Here is a 19,565-nt window from a genome sequence, read left to right on the forward strand (position 1 = left end):
CCGTGGGGGCCGTGGATGACCTGCAGAGCACCTTCCGCGACGCCATGGCTCGCGTGGCGGCGCCCGTGACCGTGATCACCACCACAGTCGACGGCGTCCCCACCGGCACCACGGTCTCGGCATTCTCGTCGCTGTCCATCTCCCCGCCCATGGTGCTCCTCGCGTTGGACAACCGGGGCGGAATGATCGGGAGAGTGCGGGCGTCCGGGCGGATCGGCGTCAACGTGCTCGGCGAGGACCAGGCTGAGCTGGCTCTCCGGTTCGCCCGCAACGATCTCCCCGACCGGTTCTCAGGCCTCGTCTGGCACGACGACCACGGCCTCCCGCGCCTCGACGGCGCCGTCGCCTGGTTGCGCTGCGACGAACTGTCGTTCGAGCCGGGCGGTGACCACACCATCATCCTGGGCACCGTGGCAGCGGCATCGTTCCAGGGTGACGCGTCCCTGGCCTACCACATGCGCCAGTTCCAGGCCCTCGTCCCCACCCGGCACCCATGACCGACGCTGAGGCGTCAGTGGTCTGAGACGTCCCGCGCGTCGCGGATCGGGGCGCTGTCCATGTCCGGAATGCCGTCCAGGTTCATGTCACGGGTGCGGAGCTTCTTGGCGTCCCAGCGGAGGAAGACCGCGGCCAGACCTGCCGCGAGGAACGAGGCGAGGAGGATCGCGAGCTTCGCCCCTGCAGTGTGTTCGGCATCCGGGAACGACAGTTCGGCGATGAGCAGGGACACGGTGAACCCGATGCCGGTGAGGAAGCCGACCGGCAGCAGGTCGCGCAGGCCGATGCTGTCCGGCAGCCGCAGCGGCGTGAACTTCGTGACCAGTGCCGTCACCCCGAGCACGCCGACCAGCTTGCCGACGATGAGTCCGAGGACGATCGCCGGCACCACCGGCTGCGCAAGCACGCTGGCGGGGCCGTCGCCGTCGACGAGCGAGACGCCCGCCGAGAAGAACGCGAACAGAGGCAGCGCGATGCCTGAGGAGATGGGCCGCACTGCGTGCTCGTAGCGGTGCGTGCGCGTCTCCGTCTCGCCGTGGATGACGACGGCCGGCACCACGAAACCAAGCACCACGCCGGCGATGGTGGCGTGGACGCCGGAGGCGTGCATGAGGGCCCAAGCGGTCAGCGCCAGGATGAGCAGCAGCCACGGGGCCGGCGTGCGCGAGCGCACCACGAGCGCGAACAGCGCGATGACCGCCAGCGAGGCGCCCAACCCGAGGAGGTTGAGGCCTGAGGTGTAGAAGACGGCGATGACGATGATGGCCAGCAGGTCGTCGACGACGGCGAGCGTCAGCAGGAAGGTCCGCAGAGCCCGCGGCAGGCCACGCCCGAAGATGGCCAGCACCGCGATCGCGAACGCGATGTCGGTGGCGGTGGGGATGGCCCATCCCTGGAGCGCCGTCGGGTCCTGGAGCAGCGTGACGACGGCCACGTAGATGAGGGCCGGCATCACCATCCCTCCGATCGCGGCGAACACCGGCACGGCCGCCTCCTTCGGGCGGCGGAGGCTGCCCGCGACGATCTCGTGCTTGAGCTCCACGCCCACGATGAAGAAGAAGATCGCCAGCAGGCCATCGGCCGCCCACTTCGCCAGAGAAAGATCCAGGTGGAGCGCCTCGGGGCCGACCACGAGCCCGGAGAGCGCCTGGTAGGCCTCGCGCCAGGGAGAGTTGGCCCAGATCAGGGCCACGACGGCGGCGATGAGGAGCAGCACGCCGCTCGTGGTCTCCAGGGTCACCCAGTGCCGCAGCCGGCTCCGACGGTTCTGCTCGGTTGGCGGGGTCATGCGTCTCCTTCGGTAGGCCGTGATGACAGCACGCCAGTCACGACGTCGACCAGACTTCCCGACACTCCGGGGACCAAGACTAGCGAAACACCCTACGGAAACCCGCACGACGTCCAGCGCGGATCCCAGCGGGACGGAGGTGTGGGGTGCCGAGCCGGGAGCGCCTCTCGGCGCGGGGCCGCTCAAAGCGGCTAAGTGTGGAGCCCGGGGCTACCGCAGCTCGGCACCCGTCTGGAGAATACCCGCCCCGATCCCCAGTGCCAACCGGTCACTCCAATTCGCCGCGACGCCAGAGCCGGGCGCTGGCCGCAAGATCCTCCGCCAGGTGCATCAGGCGGTCGGCGTGCACGTCGTCGTGCGGCTGCAGGTTTCCCCGCCCGGCGGAGACGACGCGGGCGAACGCCCCGGCCCGCTCCAAGGCGAGCGCCAGGTCGCCCTCGAACACGCCGCGCAGGATGTCGTCGGCCACCCGCAGGACCTCGTCGGGCCCGGTGGGATCTGCGCCGGCGATGGCGTGGTTGGACTCTGAGAGGTGGGTTCCGGCGGAGTACTGGCGGGCGGCGACGTCCGCGTCGCGTCGCACCCACTCGCGGAGAACGTAGAGCCGGTACAGCGCCCCGGGAAGCGAGCGGGCCGGACGCGAGGCCCACAGGTCTGCCAGCGTGGTGATCCCCACCTCGTCGACCACACCGATGAGGCGCGCCGTGAGCTCCGGATCCCTGCCCTGGCGGCCCGCTCCGACGAGCGTGGCCGCGGTGGCGTGGGCGGCGTGCAGCTCGGCGACGGGGTCCACGCTCTCGCCCATCTCATCGAGCACCGATGGTGCGCGGAGGGCGGGACGGCGAGGCTTGCGGGGCTCGGACACCCCACCAGGCTACGCGACGGGGCAGCAGCGTCGGGCGCCCGCGGGAGGTGGCACTCTTGAGAGGGTCCCACTAGTCAGGAGCCCCCATGAACTGGATCCTCGAAGCCGCCATCGTCCTGATGCTCCTCAGCTACGGCGCGCGCGGCTGGCGCACCGGGCTGGTCGCGGGCGCCTTCTCCCTGGCGGGCACGGTGGCGGGCATCCTGGCCGGCCTGTGGGCGGGGCCGCGGCTGGTGGCGGCGTTCGGCTCCGACTGGCCGGTCCTGGGCCAGACGATGGCCCTGGTCGGGGCAGCCATGGCGGGCGCGGCGCTCGGCGACGCCGTGATCGGCTCGATCGGCCGCCGCTTCCGCGGGCCGGGCAGGCCGAACCCCGTCGACGCGATCCTCGGGGCCGGCGGGGCCGTGGTGGTCTCCGCCCTGGTGCTGGGCGTGCTCGCCGCAGCGATCAAGCCCATCGCCCCGCCCGCATGGGTGCGCACCATCGACTCGTCGGTCAGCCTCGGTGTCATCGGGCGCGCGATGCCCGAGGAGGCGGCCCGGCAGGCATCGCGACTGACGGTGATGCTCGACGCCGCGGGCCTCCCGCGGGTCTTCAGCGGGCTCTTCCCCGAGCCCGAGCTGCCGGTCCCAGCCCCGGACGACGCCACGGCGCAATCCCCCGGGGTGCAGGCGGCAGCCGACAGCGTGCTGAAGATCGCGGCCGCAGTGCCCGAGTGTCGCGGCCCGCTGGCCGCCAACAGCGGCAGCGGGTGGGTGAGCGCCCCGGAACGGGTGGTCACCAACGCCCATGTGGTGGCCGGCTCCGACGCCGTGGCGGTCGAGGTGGGTGGACGCACACTCGCCGCCACCGTCGTCACGTTCGCCCCGGACATCGATATCGCTGTCCTCCACGTGCCGGGGCTGGAGGCCGAGCCGCTGACCCGCAGCGGCCCGCTGGCTGCCGAGACGCCGGTGGCGGTGGCCGGCTTCCCCGGAGGGGGCCCGTACACGGTCACCTCGGGGCGCGTCCGGGGCACGATCGACGCCCGCGGCGACGACATCTACGGCTCGACGGTGGTGTCGCGGGAGGTCCTGTCGCTTCGCGCCCACGCCGAGCAGGGAAACTCCGGGGGTCCGGTGCTCAACGAGAACGGCGAGGTGGCCGGGACGGTCTTCGCCATCTCGCTCGTCGATGCAGAGACCACCTATGCACTCACCAACGCTCAGACCAACGCCCTGATCGACGGGGCGGCCTCGGCCACGCAGGAGGTCAGCACCCAGGCGTGCACGCAGTGAACCAGAAGGGGTGAAACCAGAAAGGCCGGTCCCGGGGGACCGACCTTGGTGGAGCTAGGGGGATTCGAACCCCCGGCCTTCTCATTGCGAACGAGACGCGCTACCAACTGCGCCATAGCCCCTTGAAGCATCACGAAGCCTAGCACCGAGCCGAGCGGGGCTCCAAGTCAGTCCCCGACCGCCCGTGGCCGGTACTCGGAGACCTCCCGGGCCTCGCCTGCCGGGTTGTCCGCCGTCGGAATCTGCGCCGGCTGCTGGCTCACCGGAGCAGACAGGTCGATGGTGCGCACCGTCCGGGGCAGCAGCGGCTGCTGCACGTAGGTGGCCGGAGCGACGGGGATGGGATCCCACAGCGCGCCGATGGTGGTGGGCATCGACAGATCGATCGAGATCTCGATGTTCTCGGTGGCCTCGCGGTCCGACAGGTCGATGACGACGGTGTCCTCGTCCTCGTCGAACCCCGCCTTCACCGCGGCCGAGCGCGCGTCGAGACTGCGATGCATCGCCACCACCGAAACCCGCGCCACGGCGAAGAACGCCACCAGCAGCCCGGAGGGGATGAGAACGCTCCACCATGCGACGACGCCCAGCCCGGCCAGCACCGCCAGCGTCACCAGCGCCGCCCCCAGCACAGCCGCGACGACGAGCCGACGGCGGGCCGCCTGGCGGGCGATGAGGCGAAGCTCGAGAAGGTCGGTCCGGCGCGTCAACGGGGTCGAGACCTGCGCCGCACCGTCGTCCTCGACGTGATCGACGACGTCGCGATGGAGAATCCGGACCGAGTCCGAGAACCGCTGCGAGGGGTCCCCGTCGAGGTCCGCGTCCAACTCACGGGCATTCCTCACCCAGGGCAGCCCTAGGGCCAGACCGACGACGACGACGATGGCGATGAGGATTCCGGCGAGCACGCCGCCTACGTTAAACAACAACGCTGTGATTTGGTCCCCCGGCTGCGGCGAGTCGGCGGATCAACGCCGGTTATTTCGAGTTCTCACTCCTCGTCCAGCAACCAGACCTTGACGGCCTCGCCGGCGTTGACCTGCTCGACGTGCTCGTCCAGCACGATCAACGCGTTGGAATGGGCCAGCTCGGCCAGCGCGTAGTTCTCCGTCACCTGGGCGACGTGGCGGACGCTCCCCTCTGTGGTGACCCGGCCCCGCAGGAGATGCATCTGGCCCCGGTGCGAGCGGAGCCCGCTCGAGGCGATGGCGCGAACACTCCGGTGTCCGGTGTGGGCGCCCATCAGCTGCCTGATCAGCGGGCGGGCGAAGGCATGGAACGACACGTAGGCGCTCACGGGGTTGCCCGGCAGCATCAGCATCGGCACATGGTCCTCGCCGATCAGCCCGAAGGTCTGGGTCCGTCCGGGCGACATGGCCACGTTGACCGAGTCCACCAGGCCGAGCCGCTCCATCACCGACGCCACCGCCTCGTAATCCTCGCGGCGTCCGCCGGTGGTGGAGATCACCAGGTCAGCCCGGATCAGTTGATCCGTGACCGCCTCTTCGATGGCTGAGGGATCGTTGGAGTGCACGGCCACCCTGAAGACGGTCGCGCCCGCTGCCTTGGCCGCCGCGGCGACCATGAACGAGTTGGCGTCGGTGACCTCGCCGTGCTGGACGCTGCTGGTGGGATCCACGAGGTGATCCCCGGAACTGACCACCACCACCCGGGGGCGGGGCCGGACCATCACCTTGTCGATGCCCGCGCTGGCGAGGAGGCCGATGCCCCGATCGTCGAGCAGGTCTCCCTCGCTGAGCAGGCGTGTGCCGAGCTTGAGGTGCTCCCCGGCGGCGCGCACGTACTCCCCCTCGCCGACGCGCTCGATGAGCCGGACCTTTCCGTCCTCGACGGTGCCGAAGGTGGCCGGCAGCACCGCCGTGGCGCCGCGGGGCAGCACGTCTCCGGGCGCCACCGACGCGGCCGCCCGCTCGGGCAGCCTGGCGACGGTGAGGTCCACGATCTCCATCGGTGCGGCGAGGTGCCCTTCGTCGTCCAGCAACTCCTTGGCGCGGACGGCGTAGCCGGCCACCTTGGAGGTGCTGTTGGGTGGCACCGCGATCATCGAGTCGATGTCCTCGCAGAGGACCTGGTTCCACGCCTCCAGCAACGACATCCCGAACGGCCGCAGAGGCTCGACGAGGCGGAGCAGGTAGGCGGTGTGATCAGTCACGCTCCGCAGCCCGGAGGCGTCCAGGGTTGGCGGATCGGGGAGCCGCGGCTCCTCCTCGACCGCCTCTTCCTCACCGGGGACGTCGTCCTGCTTCTTCCGGGCAAACCAAGCCATGCTGCCTACGATAGGCCAATGACCCTCTCGGCCCGGAAGGACGCGCTGCGCGCCCGGATCTCCGCGGCCCGCGCCCGGGTCTCAGCCCAACAATGGGCCGCTGACAACGCCGCACGCACTCGTTTCCTCCTCGCCCTGGCGGAGGGGTTCCCCGTCGGCACCGTCGCCGCGTACGTATCCCGCGACGGTGAGCCGGGCACCGTCGAGGCCATCGACGCGCTTGCCGCCCGCGGCTGGGGCCTCCTGCTGCCGAGGATCACCGGCCGCGGGGTGGCGTGGGCGCGCTTCGAGGGGTGGGACGCGATGGCCACGGGGTGGGGAGGCATCGCGCAACCCACCGGGCCCGTCCTCCCTCCCGAGGCGCTGGCAGAGGCCGGCCTCGTGGTGGCGCCGTGCCTTGCCGTGGGGACCGACGGCGCGCGCCTCGGTACCGGCGGCGGTTGGTACGACCGGGCGCTGCCCCACCGCGACCCGCTGTCCTTCGTGGTTGCACTGGCGCGCCACGAGGAGATCCGCGACGATCTGGGGCCCCTCACGCTCCCCCACGACATCCCGGTCGACGGCTACGTCACAGAGCGCGAATCGGTCAGATTGACGCTCTGAACTACCATGGGTGGAGTCGTCTCCCACGGAGGATCCTGTATGCCCACCTACCAGTACCGTTGCACAGACTGCGGCACCGATCTCGAGGCCGTGCAGAAGTTCACGGACCCCGCACTGACGGACTGCCCCGAGTGCGACGGCGGACTGCGGAAGGTGTTCAGCGCCGTCGGCGTGGTGTTCAAGGGCTCCGGCTTCTACGCCACGGATTCGCGCGCCGCGAAGAAGGCCGCCTCCTCCCCCGCCAAGTCCGGGGCCAAGACGGAGCCGGCCAAGTCCGAGCCGGTCAAGGCCGCGTCGGCGCCCAAGGTGGAGGCCAAGTCCGCCTGAACCTGTGGACAGCGGGAAATCGGGCTCTCCACCTGCGATCAAGGGGGCATGAGACGCCTCCTCACCCCCATCGCCTCGTTCGTGTCTTGGCATCGCCGGGCCGTCGCCGCGCTGCTGGCAGCGCTGTCGGTGGTGCTCGTGGCGCAATGGCTCGCGGAGCCGGGCGGTCCCACGGTGTCGGCGCCGGTCCTCACCGGGCCGGTGGCCGCGGGCCACACGCTCACCTCGGCGGACGTGACGCTCACCGACGTCCCCGCCCACCTGGTGTTCTCGGCCGCTCCACCTAGCCTCGATGACGTCATCGGTGAGGTGACAGCGGTGAATCTAGCCGCCGGCACCCTGCTCCAGACCGGGCTCCTGGCCACGGGTCAAGGCGTTGCTCCCGGCCGCGCCGTCGTGCCCATCACCCTGCCGGACCAGGCTCTGCGGTCCCTGCTGCGCCCCGGGGATCCAGTCACGCTTGTGGTCACCTCCACCGAGTCGGCTGAGGTACTGACGCGGGACGCCAGGGTCGCGGCGCTGCCGTCCCCGCCAGGCGGGTCCGCGCTCGCGGTGGCTGGGGCCGGCGATGACGGCCTTGTGCTCATGGACGTGCCGGCCGATGAGGCCGCCATGGTGGCCGCCCTCGGTCAGAGCGGCCAGCTCAGCGTGGTGCTGGGCGCCTTGTGAGACGCGTGTAGCCGCGCCGGTTTGCCATCCTCGCGACATGCCCGCTAGCGTCATTGACGGCTCAACCCAGATCCGGACGGCCTCTCGTGTGGCCTTCCCCACGGATCGCCCCCGTCGCTGCATCGCGTGACGGGTCGTCTCCCGCTTCAGCGGAACACAGAAAAGAGACCTGATTCCCATGAAGGGCTTCAAGGAATTCCTCATGCGCGGCAACCTCGTCGAGCTTGCCGTCGCGTTCGTCGTCGGCGCCTCGTTCGCCACGGTCGTCACCGCGTTCACCGCCATGTTCATGGACCTGCTGGGCAAGCTCGGCGGCACCCCGGACTTCTCGTCCTACTCGCCGGGCGGGGTGTCGGTGGGCGCGTTCCTCACCGCACTGGTCGCGTTCGTCATCGTGGCCTTCGTCGTGTACTTCGGCGTGGTGCTCCCCTACACCAAGGCCAAGGAGCGCTTCGCCAAGACCGAAGCCGAGGCCCCCTCGCTGACCAAGTCGGAGCAGCTGCTCGAAGAGATCCGCGACTCGCTGGTCAACAACCGCGTCTGAGCCCCGCTCGTCGTTCTCACAGGGGCGTCACCCACTGGGTGGCGTCCCTGTGGCGTCACCTCACCAGTGGGGTGGCCGGTCGTCAGCGAGGCGCTGCTCGTGGCGGTCAAGCGGCCGGGAAGCCGGCGCCGACGGCGTGAGGCCCGTGAGGCCCAGTTCCCGGCGGGCCTCCGCCAGCGCGGCGTCGAACCGTGCGAACCCGAGAGCGCGCCGTTCCTCCAGCGGCACCGGGAACGGCCACGGCTCGCAGGCCTCCTGCCGCTGCGTTCGCAGGGCGGGCAGCCGCCCGGCGTCGAAGCCCAGGCGGGCCAGCTCCTCGGGCAGCGAGGACGGGGAGCTGAGCGGAAGCCGTTCCCCCGTCAGCGCCAGGCCAAGCGCCGCCGACAGGTCGCGGTCACCCACCGAGGGTGGCGCCGTCGGGGACCTGCTGGGGAGAGCCTTCGTCGGCGAGTTCCGCGTCCCCCACCACGGTGACCCCCGCGCCGAAGGTCCAGTCTCCGTCCACCTTGAGAGAGCTCGCCTGCCGTAGGGATGGTGCCACCGGGATCCGGGCCAGGAACTTGTCCACCTTCTTGTAGAACCGGGAGTCGAGGCTGATCTCCGGGGAGCTCGAGGTGGTGGCCACCAGGCGGCCCTCGTCGGTCAGGTCGTAGACGTCAGAGCGCAGCAGGAGCAGCTCGTTGGTGGTCTTGACCGGCAGGAAGCGGTCGCGGCCGACGCAGATGGCCGTGGCCCCCTCGAACACCTCGATGGCAGCACCCATCGCGGACTCCACCTGGATGACGGGCGTGGAGTCGCCGTCGGAGGGGTCCACCGTCTTGTCGTTGCGGATGAGCGGGAGGCCCAGGACGGAGTTGCGCTCCGTGAGGGTGTCGCGGAGGACCTGCAGGTCGAACCACAGGTTGTTGGTGTGGAAGAACGGGTGGCGGTGCTCGTCGGTGAAGAAGTCCATCTCCTCCGGCGCGGTCTGGGCGGTGTCGCGCAGGATGAGCTGATTGTCCGCCTTCCGGACGGCCAGGTGTCCGCCCTTCTTGTCGTTGATGGTGCGGCGGCACACCTCGGCGGCGTACGGGGCGCCGGACCGGGCGAACCAGCCGGCGATGGTGGCGTTGGGCGCCGCGCCCAGGTTGTCCCCGTTGGAGACGCACGCGTAGCGGAAGCCGTGCTGGAGGAGCTGGTCCAGCACGCCGGAGCCCTCCAGCGCCGGGTAGAGGTCGCCGTGGCCGGGCGGGCACCATTCCAGGGAGGGATCTGCGGGCCACTCGACGGGGGTCAGGTCATCTGCGCGGAGCTTCGGCTCCTGGTTCTGCATGAAGCTGAGCGGCAGCCCCTCCACCGGAAGCTCCTCGTAGCGCTCGAGGTGGGCCAACGTGTCGTCCTCGGTGCGGAACGAGTTCATCAGCAGCAGCGGAAGGCGGGCGTGGTAGCGGTCGCGGGCGGCCAGGACCTGCTGGGTGATGAGATCAAGGAAGTTGAGCCCGTCGCGCACCTCCAGCAGGGTCTTGGCCTTGTCCAGGCCCATCGACGTGCCGAGGCCGCCGTTGAGCTTGATGATGACGGTCTTGCCGATCGCCTCGCGGGCCTCCGCCTCGGAGATGTCCACATCGGTCAGCATCGGTGGATCGAGCAGCGGCTCGATGGTGTCCTCCCGGATCACCCCGGTGGCACCGGATTCGAGGAGCTCGTAGAAGCGGGAGAAGACCTCGATCGCGGGGGCCGCGACCCCGGCGTCGATCATCTTCTGGCGGGCGGCGTTGAGGCCGGCTTCGGACACAGCTGTTCCCTTCGTTGCGGTTCTCGACACCGATCCTAGGCCAGCGGTCGCCCGGGGCGCGCCCTCGCGATCAGGACACCGCGACAATCCCGTGCGCCCCGCGCTCGGCGTCCACCATCACGTGGCTGACGACGGGGTATCGCCCGGGCTCCGGGAACTCCAACTCCACGAACCCGCCCTCGGCCGGCGCCAGCGCCAGTGCCTGGGCGCCCCCGCCGCTGCCGCCGAAGGCGTCAACGCCGTCCTTGAGCAGGTAGCCGCCCTCGCGGTAGACGGTGTCGAACTGCCCGCCCACGATGTGGAAGCTCGTGGCACGGTTCGGCCCGGCGTCGAGCACCCAGAAGCGCACCCGCTCCCCCACCCGCGCGACGAAGGGCTCCTGGTCGTACTGGTTGGCCACGCCGTTGAACACCACCCGGTCCGGCTTCTCGGCCGAGACGGCCTCGGAATCGACGTCGGTGGCGGCCTCGGCCGAGGCCGCCTCACCCGAGACGAACACCTCGGACTGGACCACCACGTACTCGCGGTCCACCTCCGGCAGGCCACCCTCGGGTTCGATGATCACGGCGCCGTGCATGCCGGCGGCGATGTGCGCGCTCATGGGCATCGTCGAGCAGTGATACATCCAGACGCCGGCGCGCCCGGCCGTGAACCGGTAGACGAGCCGCTCGCCGGGCGCGATCGTGCGCATGGGCCCCTCGGGGTTCAGAGCGCCGGCGTGGAAGTCGATCGAGTGGCCCATGGAGCCGTCGTTGATGAGCGTGATCTCGAAGTTGTCGCCCACCCGTCCGCGCAGCGTTGGGCCCACGCTGCCGCCGTTGAAGGTCCACCGCCGCTGCCACACGCCCGGGGCCACCTCCAGGGGCACCTCGGTGACCCGGAACTCGTAGCGGCGGACGGTCTCGTCGGTCAGCGGCGGGGCCACGGGGTCGACCACGGCGCTGAGCGTCGCGTCCGGGTCCCCGGCCGCGTGACCGTGCTCTGGCTCGGCGGCCTCCTCGTCGGGGGCTGCGGCGGGCGCGCCCGCCACCACCACGTCGAACGTCATGCCCATCTGACGGTGCCCCACGACGGTGCACCAGCCCTCGATGGACTGGCCCACGACGCCGAGGTCGAGCTCGGCGCTCTCCCCCGGCGCGAGCCGTGGGGTGCGCAGCGTCCCGATGAGGAGGTCGTGCACCGTGGTGGGGTCCTCGTTGACCAGCTCCACGATGACGCGGTCGCCCGGCTGGGCCTCCACTCTGTCGGGCACGAACTCCATGTCGCGTGCCGCCACCTTCACCCGGACCGTCTCGCCGGTGGCCGGAACCGACGCGGCCGGGGCGGTGGTCGAGGCCACGCCGGCCGCCGCCGGATCCAGGCCGACGCCGACGCTGAGCGCGATCGCCAGCGCCGCCACGCCCGCGACCAGACCGTCGCCGGTGAAGACGCTGCGCCGTTCCTTCAACTCAGGGGCAGGTTCGCCGGCCGCGGCGCGGCGGCGCTCCGCCACGGAGGCTCGGATGCCGCGCACCATGAGCGGGAGAAATGTCACGAGCGCGGCGAGCACCAGCACGGACACGGTCACCTTGACCCAGCTGGGCAGTGGGGCCACCCAGGCCAGCAGCCCGCCGTTGATGACGACGAGCCGCACGGTGGCGAACCGGTCGAACTCGGCGGCGCCGGCGCGCACCACGCGCGGCCCGCCGCCGATCACCGACGGCAACAGGTAGGACAGCGCGCCGGTGACCAGCTGCAGCAGAAAGCCCACCACCCACAGCGAGGCCAGCATCGGGTATCCGGAGGCCAACTCGAGGTCGTCGGAGCGTCCGACGTGGACGGCGGTGGCGAGGACCGCCACGCACGCCCACACGGCCCCGGCAAGGATCGACGCGGCGGCGAACTCGCGCGGCGGACGCTTCCTCAACGGCACGGTGAGGCAGCGCCCCCACCATCCCAGCGCGGCGGCGTAGAGGACCAGCCCGGCCACCGAGACCGGCCGGAGGCCCGTGAGGGAACCCCCGATCACGACGGCGATGGCGGCCAGCAGCACCGGCAGCACCTGCTTGGCGAGGCGCTCGGACCGGTCGTCCATCCGGGTGCGCAGCACCGTGGGCCAGAAGGTCACGAAGGTGCCCACCACCGTGAGCCCGATCCAGCCGAGCAGCATGGTCATGGTGTGGGCCACGAGGAGGGCGGCGTGCCAGCGGTCGTCGAGCCCCCAGGCCAGCGTCGCGCCGAACCCGGCCCCCACGGGCAGGCAGGCCGCCGCCGCGATGTAGTAGCGGATGCAGATCCGGAACCGCCCCGCCAGGGCACGCCTGAGGTCGCGCACCAGGACGGCGCCGTGCCACAGCACGGCGGCTGATACGACGGTGGCGCCGGTGACCGCGAGCCACCACTGCGCCGTCGGGACGCCGAGGAAGACCAGCAGGGAGCCGGCCCCCAGCACGCCCAGCCGCACGTCTGCCAGGCGGCGGGTAGCGTCGTCGTCGCGGGTCTTGAGCAGCGCCGCGGTGAAGTGGGCGCTCCACACCATCACCGAGTGCGTCAGAGCGCCGAGCGCCACCAGGTGCACCATGAGCCAGGTGGACTCGGGGATCCAGCGATGCGCGAGAGCAACCACGACGGCGGCCGCCAGCCACACCACCAGCGCGAAGTCGCGGAGCCCGCGGCGGCGCCTCATCCCCTCACCGCCGAGGCGATCACGGTCAGGGCGAACACGAGCATCGCGATCACGGTCAGGGTTCCTCCGGTTCGATACAGGTCACCGACGGCGAGAAGGTCGCCGAGGATCCGCGCGGTCATGCCGGCGTGAAGCAGCCCGAGCGGGAGCCACATCGACCGACGATACGGCAGGGGGCGGCCGATGACGGCCGGGAAGATGGTGGGGGCGTGCGCCATGATCATGGACACACCGAAGCCGAGGAAGACGCCGTGGATGGTGGCATCGTGGTGGCCCGCGGCGACCGGCTGCCCGACCACGAGCCACACAGCGCCCGCCACGGCAAGCCATCCGTTGCCGGCCAGCAGCGCGGCGGCGTTGAAGCGGCGGAACCCGGTGCCGCGGATCATGCGGCGGCCCACGTCGTCGCGGAGCAGCCAGGCGGCCACGAGCAGGCAGCCCAACCCCAGCACCCGATAGCCGACGGCGGGGAGGGCGGTCGCGAGGGCGGCGCCGAGCGCCACCACGGTCGCCAGGGCGAGCAGCATGGGCACCGCACGGGCGCCCATGGTGAGCTGCGCCAATTCGGCGCGCTCCGCGGCGATGGTGATCACCACGAAGGCGGCAAGCAGCGGAAGGGCGGCCGGGATGTCGGCCAGCAGGATCGCGGCCGCCGCCAGCGGGACGAAGAGCGTGCCGAGCGCCTGGGCGGCCACCAGAGGCAGCGGGGCCCGGAGCCACAGGGCCACGGCCACGGCCAGGAATGCCAGCCCGCCGTCGAGGAGGAGAAGTTCGCCGAGCAGGGGCGGGGCGCCGGCGATCAACGCCAGCGACCCCGCGCCCAGCAGGGCGGGCGCCAGGTATGCGAGGGGGGAACGCAGTGCCTGGGCCCGTTCAAGGGAGATGAGGGTGCCCATGAAGCCGAGCGTCATGGCGGGGCCGTGGAGGTCCGCCAGCCGGTCGGAATCCACGGGCGCCCACATCCCGAGACGGAGCAACGCCGCGTTGAGGCCCGTCAGCAGCGAGACCCCGGCCAGCGCGATGAGCGCGACGCGGAGGGGGCGCGTGCGCGCCCCTGGGTCAGTGATGGTGCGGGGTGCCGGCAGCGTGGTCGTGCTCATGGGTGGTGGTATCGATCTCGGCCCATTCGTCGCCGTCGAGCCCGAGGGCAGCGGCCGGGAACAATCCGTTGTCTTCCTTGTCGATGTGGTCACGTAGGGCGTCCTCGAAGACGTCCATGAGCGAGTGGTCGCCTGCGGCGATGGCAGCCAGCAGTTCGTCGAGCGAGCGGTGCTCGCCGCACAGAATGCTGACGTGGTCAGCGAACTCGTCGCGGCGCTTCATCACCGTGAAGAGACCCACCTCCTCGGACTGCGTGTGCGGCCCGAGGAGGAGGGCGAGGGCGCGGGCATGCTCAGGCACGTCTCCACCGTCGACGACGGCGCGGCGCAACTGTCCGCACGCGTTGACGATCTCGACGTGCTCATTCATGAACCGACCGATCACCGTGATCGAGTCACACCCGCAGTAGCTGCACATCAGAGGCGCGCCAGCTTCAGCTTCCAGGCCTCGGGGCCCTCCTGCACGTAGCTGATTGCAATCGACTCGCCGTGGCGCTCTGTGATCTGGCGGAGCAGCGGCACCGGGTCATGCGGGGCCACCAGGACGAAGGCCGCGCCCGGCTGGAGGCCGTCGACGACGCCGTGAATGGCGGCGTGGCGAACGGCGTGCGGGATGATGCGCGCGTCGAGTTCGGGAAGGGACTCGTCATGACCGCCGCAACCGCAGCCTGACTTGGGGGTGAGGGAGATCTCTGTCATGCCCCACAGATTACTACAAGAAACTTGTATCTAATCTCCGGGGTGTCCCTATGGACTCCCAGGGGATCAGCCGAGCAGACCCGCACCCGCCATGTAACGGTCGACCACCACCGACACCAGGCCGGGATGTGCGCCGAGCGGTTGGGCGACCACATCGCCGCCGGCCTTGGCGAGCCTGCGCTGGAAGAAGCCGGGCCCGATCAGGTAGGACGCCACGGCCACAGGGCCCGATCCGCCGGCCTCCGCGACAGCCTCAGGGACCCTGGGCTCAGCCGCGGACAGGAACCCCACCGTGACGGGCCCGGCCCAGCGCTCCTGCACGGCGCGCGCCACACCGCGACCCACCTCCGCCGCCTCCGGGCGCGACGAACCGGCCACGGCCACCACCACCGCCGACCCCTCGGGGGCGCCGGCCTCGCGGAGCCGTTCCACGAGAGCGTCCTCCAGCCGCGGATCCGGCCCCAGCGGGCCCGTGGACACCACCCGCCCAGGGTGGCCGGCGATCGCCTCTGCCACGTCCACCTCCGTGTGGAAGCCCAGCGTCAACAGCACGGGGACCACCACCACGCGGTGCCCCGCGTCGACGAGCCGGTCCACGACCGTGTCGAGCTTGGGTTCCTGAACGTCGACGTAGGCCACCTCGACGGTGACGTCGGGGAGGCGCTCCGCAGCGGCCGCGGCGATCGCCAGGACGGCGGCCTGTCCGTCGGGATCGTCTGTGCCGTGTGCGCACACCACGAGTGCCGGCGTCATGGGCTCACCTCCAAGCGGTAGCCGCGCCGCGGCACGGTGCGCACGAGCGAGCGATCCCCCATACTGTCACGCAGCCGCGCGACCGCGACCTCGGCGGCGTGCGGGTCGTTGGAGCTGCCGGGCAGCACGGCCAGGATCTCTTCGCGCGACACCACTCCCCCCTTCGCCTCGACGAGTGAGCGCAGCACGGCGAACTGCACCTGACTGAGCGGCAGCGCGCGTCCGCCCAGGTTGGCGGCGGACCGCCGCAGCCACAGCACGCCCGCCGGGGTGGCCACCTCCGCCACGCCGCGGGCCGACAGCGCCGTCGTGAGCTCCCGCACCAGCGCGCCAAGCCGGAACCGGTCCGGGATCAACGGGGTGAGACCGAGCTCGATGAGGGGCGCCGCGGTGACCGGCCCCACCGTCGCGGGGAGGACCGGCCCCGCCATCGCCTCGATCGCGGCATCCCGCAGCCCCTCCCGCTCGCACGCGGCGAGGAACTCCACCACCCCGTGCGCGGAGGTGAAGGCCACCGCGTCGACCTCGGCGGCCGCCACCAGAGCGACGGCGCGGCTCACCGCCTCGGGGTCCGGGGAGGGCCCCCACCGGTACACGACCAGCGAGGTGACGCGGGCCCCCAACTCGACGAGGAGCTCGTCGATGCCGTCGCTGCCCGCGCCGTGGTGCTGCACGGCCACGTGCAGGCCCGCGACGCCCTCGGTCTCGAAGAGTTCCTTGATCTCGGCGGCCGTCTCCGAGTCCGCCACCCAGTCGGCAGTCAGGCCCGCGCCGTGGACCGCGCCCTGGGCCTTCGGCCCGCGGGCGATGATCCGGGCTCCCCGCAGCACCGCCAGCAGCTCGTCGGCACACCCTGCGGCATCCGCGGCCTCCATCCAGCCGCGGAACCCCACGCCCGTGGTGGCCACCACCGCATCAGGGGGATCGGCGATGAGCGCCCTGGTCTGCGCGATGAGCTGCTCGTCGTCTGCGTGGGGCACGATCGAGAGGATGGGGGCCCGGATGATCTCGACACCGCGGCGCTCCAGCGCCGAGGCAAGTTCGGAGGCGCGTCGTTTCGCCGTCAGCACGACGCGGCAGCCGGCGAGCGAGTGCGCGCCGGCTGCCGCGGTGGAACCGATGGCGGTCACCGTCGCGTCCATTCAGCCCGCCCTGGCCAGGCCCTCAGCGGGCCGGCGGAGCGGGGCCTCCTCGGTGACCTGCGAACCGACGAACACCCGGCCGTCGAGCACCGCCACCGCCCACGTGCCGAGCGCCTTCGCAGGGTCCGACAGGCACACGCCCGTGCGGAGGTCGAACGCCTGCTTGTACATGGGAGAGAAGAGTACGGGCACGTCCTCCCCGTTCACCAGGGACGAGCCCACCAGTCCACGGGCCATCACGTTGGCGCGGGCGAAGGGGTCCCACATGCCGACGGCGACCACGCGGTCGTCGTGGAGCCTGACGATGGCCACCTGCCGGCCGTCGATCAGGGCGGCGACGGGTCGCTCCGGCAGCAGGTCGTCGAGGCGGCAGACGGGTTCGGTGGTGGTGATCATCGCGCTCCTCCAATGGGGATGGTGGGTCCGGCGACCAGGACCGGCCGCCGCTCGGAATCGACCAGTTCGACGCCCGACTCGCGGTCGGCGTCCGTGGCGGGGCGCGCCTGGCCGCGCTCGCCCACGTACTGGAGGTTGTCGTCGACGGCGTCGGCCGCGTTGACGAAGCCCGCGAACCGGGCCAGCTTGACCGGGTCCTCCAGCACGTCGCGCCACTCGTCGCGGTAGCCGTCGACGTGTCCGGCCATGGCGGCATCGAGGTCCGCGGCGATGCCGAGGGAGTCCTCCATGATCACCTTGCGGATGTGGTCCAGGCCGCCCTCGATCGACTCCAGCCACACGGCGGTGCGCTGCAGCCTGTCCGCCGTCCGCACGTAGTACATGAGGAAGCGGTCGATGGTGCGGACCAGCTCCTTGGTGCTGAGGTCCTCGGCCAGCAGGACGGCATGCCGGGGCGTGAAGCCCCCGTTGCCGCCCACGTAGACGTTCCAGCCCTTGTCCGTGGCGATGATGCCGACGTCCTTACCGCGGGCCTCGGCGCATTCGCGGGCACAGCCGGAGACGCCCAGCTTGAGCTTGTGCGGCGAGCGGAGCCCGCGGTAGCGCAGCTCCAGGTCGATCGCGAGGCCGACGGAGTCCTGGACGCCGTAGCGGCACCAGGTGGATCCCACGCAGGACTTCACGGTGCGCAGCGACTTGCCGTAGGCGTGGCCGGACTCGAATCCGGCGTCGACGAGCCGCCGCCAGATGTCGGGCAGCTGGTCGATCCGGGCGCCGAACATGTCGATCCGCTGGCCGCCGGTGATCTTGGTGTAGAGCCCGAAGTCGCGGGCGATCTGGCCGATCACGATGAGCCCGTCCGGGGTGATCTCACCGCCTGGCACGCGGGGCACGACGGAGTAGGTGCCGTCCTTCTGGATGTTGGCCAGCACGTGGTCGTTGGTGTCCTGGATCGCGGCCTGCTCGCCCGCGAGGATGTGCCCGTTGCCGAGGCTGGCCAGGATGGAGGCGACGACGGGCTTGCAGATGTCGCACCCGCGGCCGCGGCCGTGCCGGCCGATGATCTCGGAGAAGGTGGTGAGCCCGGTGATCCGGACCACGTCGAACAGCTGGGCCCGGGAGAGCTCGAAGTGCTCGCACAGGGCGTTGCTCACCACCGTCCCGGACTTCTCGAGCTCGGCCACCATCAGCTTGCGCACCAGCGGCAGGCAGGAGCCGCAGCTGGTGCCGGCCTTGGTGCACGCCTTGACACCGGCGAGGTCGGTGCAGCCGCCCTCGGTGACCGAGCAGCGGATGGCGCCGGCGGTCACGTTGTTGCAGGAGCAGACGGGGGCGTCGTCGGGCAGCTCGCCCTGGACGGGGGCGCCCTCCGCGCCGGCGGGCACCAGGTACGCGGCGGGGTCGACGCCGAGCGGCCGGCGCAGCAGGGGCCGGAGGCCGGCGTAGGCCGAGGCGTCGCCCACCAGGATGCCGCCGAGCAGGGTGCGGGCGTCGTCGGAGAGGACGAGCTTCTTGTAGACGCCGGCGATCGGGTCGGTGTAGACCACGGACAGGGCGCCGTCGGTGGTGCCGAAGGCGTCACCGAAGCTGGCCACGTCCACGCCGAGCAGCTTCAACTTGGTGGAGAGGTCGCCGCCGGTGAAGGTGCCGGAGCGGCCGAGCATCTGGTCCACCGCCACCTCCGCCATGGTGTAACCGGGGCCGACGAGGCCCCACACGCGGCCCTGGATGCAGGCCACCTCGCCGATGGCGAAGATGTCAGGGTCTGCGGTGCGGCAGGAGTCGTCGACGACGATGCCGCCGCGCTCCCCCACCTCGAGGCCGGCGTCGCGGGCAAGCTCGTCGCGGGGACGGACGCCGGTGGCGAAGATCACCACGTCCACGTCGATGGAGGTGCCGTCGTTGAAGACCATCTTCTCCACGGCGATCCGGCCCTTGATGGCCGAGGTGGCGGTGCCGACGCGCACGTCGACGTCCATGGCCTCGATCAGGCGCTTGAGCGACTCGCCCCCGCCCTCGTCGACCTGCAGGGGCATCAGCCTGGGCGCGAACTCGACCACGGTGGTGTCGGCGCCGAGCTTCCGCAGCGCTCCGGCGGCCTCGAGGCCCAGCAGCCCGCCGCCGATGACGGCGCCCCGGACGCGACGCTTCGGGTTGCGCTCCTGCAAGGTCTCGACGAAGCCGCGGAGCGCCGCCACGTCGTCGATGGTGCGGTACACGAAGCAGCCGGGCAGCTCACGGCCGGGAACCGGCGGCATGAACGCGTAGGAGCCGGTGGCCAGCACCAGGGAGTCGTAGGCGTGCGACATGCCGTTCTCGGTGATGACGGTGTGCGCCGCCGGGTCCACGGAGACCACCTTGGCGCCGCGGCGCAGCTTCACGTTCGGGTCCTGCCAGAGGTGCGCCTCGCCGAGGTTGAGGAGTTCGGGGTCGCGGTTCTCGAAGTAGCTGGTCAGCGCCACCCGGTCGTAGGGCGGGCGGGGCTCCTCGGCCAGGACGGTGACGCGCCACTCGCCGGCCTCGTCGCGCGAACGCAGCGCCTCGACGAATCGGTGGGCGACCATGCCACCCCCGACCACCACACACAGCTTGCTCATATCGGCCTCCTGGGGATCTGTTGGGTTGGCTCCTCGGTGTCTACGACGGTAGGTGTCGCGTTTTCCGGGGCTGGATCAGTC

The 19,565-nt window shown here is 71.3% G+C and carries 20 protein-coding genes and 1 tRNA gene; 6 read left to right on the top strand and 15 right to left on the bottom strand.

Translation table 11 applies throughout. The features are described 5' to 3' along the window. The first annotated feature begins 11 nt into the window (after positions 1–11). Positions 12–497, top strand: a complete 486-nt coding sequence (locus ACX1D1_RS13795; RefSeq protein WP_182798611.1) for a flavin reductase family protein — start codon at positions 12–14, stop codon at positions 495–497. A gap of 14 nt (positions 498–511) precedes the next feature. Here the strand turns inward: ACX1D1_RS13795 and nhaA are convergent, their stop codons facing one another. Together nhaA and ACX1D1_RS13805 are read right to left on the bottom strand one after the other, a co-directional pair. Then, complete coding sequence (nhaA, locus tag ACX1D1_RS13800) at positions 512–1,786, bottom strand: Na+/H+ antiporter NhaA (protein ID WP_459054917.1); 1,275 nt, start codon at positions 1,784–1,786, stop codon at positions 512–514. 268 nt (positions 1,787–2,054) lie between these two features. Continuing rightward, positions 2,055–2,651: a hypothetical protein gene (locus tag ACX1D1_RS13805; RefSeq protein WP_459054919.1), complete on the bottom strand. Its 597-nt coding sequence runs from the start codon at positions 2,649–2,651 to the stop codon at positions 2,055–2,057. Positions 2,652–2,737: 86 nt separating this feature from the next. On the opposite strand from ACX1D1_RS13805, the gene ACX1D1_RS13810 reads away from it, so the two are divergent. Further along, positions 2,738–3,928, top strand: coding sequence for a MarP family serine protease (locus ACX1D1_RS13810; RefSeq protein WP_459054921.1), 1,191 nt, complete (start codon positions 2,738–2,740; stop codon positions 3,926–3,928). 46 nt (positions 3,929–3,974) lie between these two features. On the opposite strand, the gene ACX1D1_RS13815 is transcribed toward ACX1D1_RS13810, so the two are convergent. From ACX1D1_RS13815 to ACX1D1_RS13825, 3 genes are all read right to left on the bottom strand, one after another. Next, positions 3,975–4,050 (bottom strand) — tRNA-Ala (locus ACX1D1_RS13815). Between the two features lie 45 nt (positions 4,051–4,095). Continuing rightward, complete coding sequence (locus tag ACX1D1_RS13820) at positions 4,096–4,836, bottom strand: hypothetical protein (protein ID WP_459054923.1); 741 nt, start codon at positions 4,834–4,836, stop codon at positions 4,096–4,098. 83 nt (positions 4,837–4,919) lie between these two features. Continuing rightward, positions 4,920–6,215 carry a molybdopterin molybdotransferase MoeA gene (locus ACX1D1_RS13825; protein ID WP_459054924.1) on the bottom strand — a complete coding sequence of 432 codons (1,296 nt, stop codon included), beginning with the start codon at positions 6,213–6,215 and terminating at the stop codon, positions 4,920–4,922. 18 nt (positions 6,216–6,233) lie between these two features. On the opposite strand from ACX1D1_RS13825, the gene ACX1D1_RS13830 reads away from it, so the two are divergent. The 4 genes from ACX1D1_RS13830 to mscL all read left to right on the top strand — a co-directional run bounded on the left by ACX1D1_RS13830 (position 6,234) and on the right by mscL (position 8,358). Next, positions 6,234–6,818 (top strand): 5-formyltetrahydrofolate cyclo-ligase, encoded by a 585-nt coding sequence (locus ACX1D1_RS13830; protein ID WP_459054926.1) that lies wholly within the window; start codon positions 6,234–6,236, stop codon positions 6,816–6,818. A gap of 39 nt (positions 6,819–6,857) precedes the next feature. Further along, complete coding sequence (locus ACX1D1_RS13835; RefSeq protein WP_182781760.1) at positions 6,858–7,145, top strand: FmdB family zinc ribbon protein; 288 nt, start codon at positions 6,858–6,860, stop codon at positions 7,143–7,145. 48 nt (positions 7,146–7,193) lie between these two features. Beyond that, complete coding sequence (locus tag ACX1D1_RS13840; protein WP_459054928.1) at positions 7,194–7,814, top strand: SAF domain-containing protein; 621 nt, start codon at positions 7,194–7,196, stop codon at positions 7,812–7,814. A 178-nt stretch (positions 7,815–7,992) separates the two neighbouring features. After that, on the top strand, positions 7,993–8,358 hold the full coding sequence (mscL, locus tag ACX1D1_RS13845) for a large conductance mechanosensitive channel protein MscL (protein ID WP_182781758.1): 366 nt from the start codon (positions 7,993–7,995) through the stop codon (positions 8,356–8,358). A 60-nt stretch (positions 8,359–8,418) separates the two neighbouring features. Here the strand turns inward: mscL and ACX1D1_RS13850 are convergent, their stop codons facing one another. The 10 genes from ACX1D1_RS13850 to nirB all read right to left on the bottom strand — a co-directional run bounded on the left by ACX1D1_RS13850 (position 8,419) and on the right by nirB (position 19,484). Beyond that, entirely contained in the window at positions 8,419–8,760 is a 342-nt protein-coding gene (locus tag ACX1D1_RS13850; RefSeq protein ID WP_459054929.1) for a hypothetical protein, read from the bottom strand. After that, entirely contained in the window at positions 8,753–10,132 is a 1,380-nt protein-coding gene (locus tag ACX1D1_RS13855; protein WP_459054930.1) for a UTP--glucose-1-phosphate uridylyltransferase, read from the bottom strand. The genes ACX1D1_RS13850 and ACX1D1_RS13855 overlap by 8 nt, the downstream gene beginning before the upstream one ends. A gap of 70 nt (positions 10,133–10,202) precedes the next feature. Then, on the bottom strand, positions 10,203–12,797 hold the full coding sequence (locus ACX1D1_RS13860; RefSeq protein WP_459054931.1) for a multicopper oxidase domain-containing protein: 2,595 nt from the start codon (positions 12,795–12,797) through the stop codon (positions 10,203–10,205). Then, a complete protein-coding gene (locus ACX1D1_RS13865; RefSeq protein WP_255421953.1) occupies positions 12,794–13,897 on the bottom strand; it encodes a DUF8744 domain-containing protein in 1,104 nt (367 codons plus the stop codon). The genes ACX1D1_RS13860 and ACX1D1_RS13865 overlap by 4 nt, the downstream gene beginning before the upstream one ends. Further along, positions 13,857–14,267: a hemerythrin domain-containing protein gene (locus ACX1D1_RS13870; protein ID WP_220489030.1), complete on the bottom strand. Its 411-nt coding sequence runs from the start codon at positions 14,265–14,267 to the stop codon at positions 13,857–13,859. The genes ACX1D1_RS13865 and ACX1D1_RS13870 overlap by 41 nt, the downstream gene beginning before the upstream one ends. Positions 14,268–14,314: 47 nt before the next feature. Beyond that, the gene (locus ACX1D1_RS13875; protein ID WP_182781753.1) at positions 14,315–14,596 is read right to left on the bottom strand and encodes a DUF2249 domain-containing protein; all 282 of its coding nucleotides are present in this window, start codon (positions 14,594–14,596) and stop codon (positions 14,315–14,317) included. 66 nt (positions 14,597–14,662) lie between these two features. Then, positions 14,663–15,349, bottom strand: coding sequence for a sirohydrochlorin chelatase (locus ACX1D1_RS13880; RefSeq protein ID WP_459054934.1), 687 nt, complete (start codon positions 15,347–15,349; stop codon positions 14,663–14,665). Beyond that, entirely contained in the window at positions 15,346–16,491 is a 1,146-nt protein-coding gene (locus ACX1D1_RS13885; protein ID WP_459054935.1) for a uroporphyrinogen-III synthase, read from the bottom strand. The genes ACX1D1_RS13880 and ACX1D1_RS13885 overlap by 4 nt, the downstream gene beginning before the upstream one ends. Next, positions 16,492–16,887: a nitrite reductase small subunit NirD gene (gene nirD / locus ACX1D1_RS13890; RefSeq protein ID WP_459054936.1), complete on the bottom strand. Its 396-nt coding sequence runs from the start codon at positions 16,885–16,887 to the stop codon at positions 16,492–16,494. It lies immediately after the preceding gene. Then, a complete protein-coding gene (nirB, locus tag ACX1D1_RS13895) occupies positions 16,884–19,484 on the bottom strand; it encodes a nitrite reductase large subunit NirB (RefSeq protein WP_459054938.1) in 2,601 nt (866 codons plus the stop codon). Before nirB ends, nirD begins: the two co-directional genes overlap by 4 nt. Positions 19,485–19,565: the final 81 nt, after the last annotated feature.

Source organism: Tessaracoccus luoxuelianae, from assembly GCF_054483915.1.

Bases quoted from the DNA above. Each gene is read 5' to 3' on its own strand.
- nhaA (WP_459054917.1), bottom strand. From the start codon at position 1,786: ATGACCCCGCCAACCGAGCAGAACCGTCGGAGCCGGCTGCGGCACTGG.
- ACX1D1_RS13810 (WP_459054921.1), top strand. From the start codon at position 2,738: ATGAACTGGATCCTCGAAGCCGCCATCGTCCTGATGCTCCTCAGCTAC.
- ACX1D1_RS13825 (WP_459054924.1), bottom strand. From the start codon at position 6,215: ATGGCTTGGTTTGCCCGGAAGAAGCAGGACGACGTCCCCGGTGAGGAA.
- ACX1D1_RS13830 (WP_459054926.1), top strand. From the start codon at position 6,234: ATGACCCTCTCGGCCCGGAAGGACGCGCTGCGCGCCCGGATCTCCGCG.
- ACX1D1_RS13835 (WP_182781760.1), top strand. From the start codon at position 6,858: ATGCCCACCTACCAGTACCGTTGCACAGACTGCGGCACCGATCTCGAG.
- ACX1D1_RS13840 (WP_459054928.1), top strand. From the start codon at position 7,194: ATGAGACGCCTCCTCACCCCCATCGCCTCGTTCGTGTCTTGGCATCGC.
- mscL (WP_182781758.1), top strand. From the start codon at position 7,993: ATGAAGGGCTTCAAGGAATTCCTCATGCGCGGCAACCTCGTCGAGCTT.
- ACX1D1_RS13860 (WP_459054931.1), bottom strand. From the start codon at position 12,797: ATGAGGCGCCGCCGCGGGCTCCGCGACTTCGCGCTGGTGGTGTGGCTG.
- ACX1D1_RS13865 (WP_255421953.1), bottom strand. From the start codon at position 13,897: ATGAGCACGACCACGCTGCCGGCACCCCGCACCATCACTGACCCAGGG.
- ACX1D1_RS13870 (WP_220489030.1), bottom strand. From the start codon at position 14,267: ATGAATGAGCACGTCGAGATCGTCAACGCGTGCGGACAGTTGCGCCGC.
- ACX1D1_RS13875 (WP_182781753.1), bottom strand. From the start codon at position 14,596: ATGACAGAGATCTCCCTCACCCCCAAGTCAGGCTGCGGTTGCGGCGGT.
- ACX1D1_RS13880 (WP_459054934.1), bottom strand. From the start codon at position 15,349: ATGACGCCGGCACTCGTGGTGTGCGCACACGGCACAGACGATCCCGAC.
- ACX1D1_RS13885 (WP_459054935.1), bottom strand. From the start codon at position 16,491: ATGGACGCGACGGTGACCGCCATCGGTTCCACCGCGGCAGCCGGCGCG.
- nirD (WP_459054936.1), bottom strand. From the start codon at position 16,887: ATGATCACCACCACCGAACCCGTCTGCCGCCTCGACGACCTGCTGCCG.
- nirB (WP_459054938.1), bottom strand. From the start codon at position 19,484: ATGAGCAAGCTGTGTGTGGTGGTCGGGGGTGGCATGGTCGCCCACCGA.